Here is a 2,306-nt window from a genome sequence, read left to right on the forward strand (position 1 = left end):
TCCTATGGCGCGGTGCACCGCGGCGCGCACCAGCTGATGGAGGAGGCCACCGACGCCTACGAGCAGGGCCGCATCGACATCGCCGAATTCGTCGGCGCGCACGCCGACGAGGTGGTGTTCACCAAGAACGCCACTGAGGCGCTGAACCTGGTGTCGTATGTTTTGGGCGACAACCGCTTCGACCGTGCTGTCGGCCCCGGTGACGTCATCGTGGCCACCGAGCTCGAGCACCACGCCAACCTCATTCCCTGGCAGGAGCTCGCCCGGCGCACCGGCGCCACTCTGCGTTGGTACGGGATCTCCGATGGAGAGAAAGAGGCCGGCCGCATCGACCTCGACTCGCTGCGGCTGGACGAGCGAGTCAAAGTCGTTGCTTTCAATCATCATTCGAACGTGACGGGCGCGATCGCCCCGGTCGCCGACCTGGTCGCCGCTGCCCGTGGTGTCGGTGCAGTCACCGTGCTGGACGCCTGCCAGTCGGTGCCGCACCAGCCGGTCGACTTTCACGGCCTGGACGTAGATTTCGCCGCATTCTCCGGACACAAGATGCTCGGGCCCAACGGGATCGGCGTGCTGTACGGTCGGCGCGAGCTGCTGTCCGCGGCGCCGCCGTTCCTCACCGGCGGCTCGATGATCGAGACCGTGACGATGGAGACTGCCAGCTACGCCCCGCCGCCGCAGCGGTTCGAAGCCGGCACGCCGATGACCTCTCAAGTGGTCGGGCTGGCCGCGGCGGCGCGCTATCTGCGGGCCATCGGAATGGACGCCGTGCAAGCCCACGAACACCAGTTGGTGGCCGCTGCGATCGACGGGTTGTCCGGCATCGACGGGGTGCGGATCATCGGGCCGATGTCGATGGAGCAGCGCGGCTCGCCGGTGTCGTTCGTCGTCGACAGTGTGCACGCCCATGACGTCGGGCAGGTGCTCGACGACGACGGCGTCGCGGTGCGCGTCGGACATCACTGTGCGTTGCCGCTGCACCGCCGGTTCGGCGTTGCCGCCACCGCGCGGGCATCGTTCGCGGTGTACAACACCGCTGATGAGGTCGACCGTCTGGTGGCGGGTGTGCGACGGGCCATTGACTTCTTCGGAAGAGCGTGAGCCGGTCGTGCGTTTGGAGCAGATCTATCAGGACGTGATCCTGGATCACTACAAGTACCCGCAACACCGCGGGCTGCGGGAGCCTTACGCCGCGCAGGTGTTTCACGTCAACCCGGTCTGTGGTGACGAGGTCACCCTCCGCGTCGCGCTGTCCGACGACGGTGAGCAGGTCGCCGACGTCTCCTACGACGGGCAGGGCTGTTCAATCAGTCAGGCGGCCACTTCGGTGCTCACCGAGCAGGTGATCGGCCAAAGCGTCGGGCAGGCGCTCAAGACCGTCACCGCGTTCACCGAGATGGTGTCTTCGCGGGGAACCGTCACCGGTGACGAGGACGTACTGGGCGACGGGATCGCGTTCGCCGGTGTCGCCAGATACCCGGCCCGGGTGAAGTGCGCGCTGCTGGGTTGGATGGCGTTCAAAGATGCACTCGCACAAGCCGCTACAGACGCACAAGCCAGTACCTACCCAACCGTGGAGGCAGAAGATGAGCGAAACCGCTGTACCGGATGACGAACTGATCGGCGACATGGAAGAGGCGATGCGCGACGTCGTCGACCCGGAACTGGGCATCAACGTCGTCGATCTGGGCCTGGTCTACGACCTCAACGTCATCAAGACCGACGAAGGCAAAGTAGCGCTACTCGACATGACGCTGACGTCGCCGGCCTGCCCGCTGACCGATGTCATTGAAGACCAGTCGCGCAGCGCCCTGATCGGCGCCGGGCTGGTCGACGAGCTGCGGATCAACTGGGTGTGGAACCCGCCGTGGGGTCCGGACAAGATCACCGAAGACGGCCGCGATCAACTGCGGGCGCTCGGCTTCACCGTCTGACCGGCTAAGTCGGCGGCCCCGTCGGCAGTCGATTCAGCCGTGATGGCGGTGCGGCAGGTGGAACGGCAGGTGCAGTCGGTGGCGCGGGCGGCCCATCGGCGGACACGGCTGCAAGTCGATCATCGTCGCTTGCAGCGCGCCGCTGCCGTTCTTGGTGCCCTCGGCCGACAAACACTTTCCGTTGGTCAGTGCTTCGGTGTCAACGGGCGTCACCTTTGAGTAGGTGGTCGTATCGGTGACGGTCACCTTGGTCTGCGGCCCGGTGCCGTTGGCGACGGTAATGGTGTTATCCGACACCGAGTCGACTTTGCCGTCCACGCCGGGATTGGCCGCCGGCCCGCCGCCTGGCGGCGGCGGGGCCCCGGCCGGGCC

The 2,306-nt window shown here is 66.6% G+C and carries 4 protein-coding genes; 3 read left to right on the forward strand and 1 reads right to left on the reverse strand.

The genetic code is table 11. From position 1 onward, the window contains the following. The 3 genes from WA317_RS11845 to WA317_RS11855 all read left to right on the forward strand — a co-directional run. Window positions 1-1,101 (forward strand): SufS family cysteine desulfurase (locus WA317_RS11845; RefSeq protein ID WP_425173211.1); only part of this gene is annotated, 1,101 nt, incomplete at its 5' end. Window positions 1,102-1,108: 7 nt separating this feature from the next. Further along, window positions 1,109-1,612 (forward strand): Fe-S cluster assembly sulfur transfer protein SufU, encoded by a 504-nt coding sequence (gene sufU, locus WA317_RS11850; RefSeq protein WP_425173214.1) that lies wholly within the window; start codon window positions 1,109-1,111, stop codon window positions 1,610-1,612. Continuing rightward, window positions 1,587-1,934, forward strand: a complete 348-nt coding sequence (locus WA317_RS11855; protein WP_425173212.1) for a metal-sulfur cluster assembly factor — start codon at window positions 1,587-1,589, stop codon at window positions 1,932-1,934. Before sufU ends, WA317_RS11855 begins: the two co-directional genes overlap by 26 nt. A gap of 33 nt (window positions 1,935-1,967) precedes the next feature. On the opposite strand, the gene WA317_RS11860 is transcribed toward WA317_RS11855, so the two are convergent. Beyond that, window positions 1,968-2,306: DUF5666 domain-containing protein (locus WA317_RS11860; protein WP_425173213.1), on the reverse strand; the 339-nt coding region annotated here is incomplete at its 5' end.

Source organism: Mycobacterium sp. (assembly GCF_049802695.1).
Lineage (GTDB): Bacteria > Actinomycetota > Actinomycetes > Mycobacteriales > Mycobacteriaceae > Mycobacterium.

Coding starts and splice junctions, on each gene's coding strand:
- WA317_RS11855 (WP_425173212.1), top strand. CDS start 1,587: ATGAGCGAAACCGCTGTACCGGATGACGAACTGATCGGCGACATGGAA.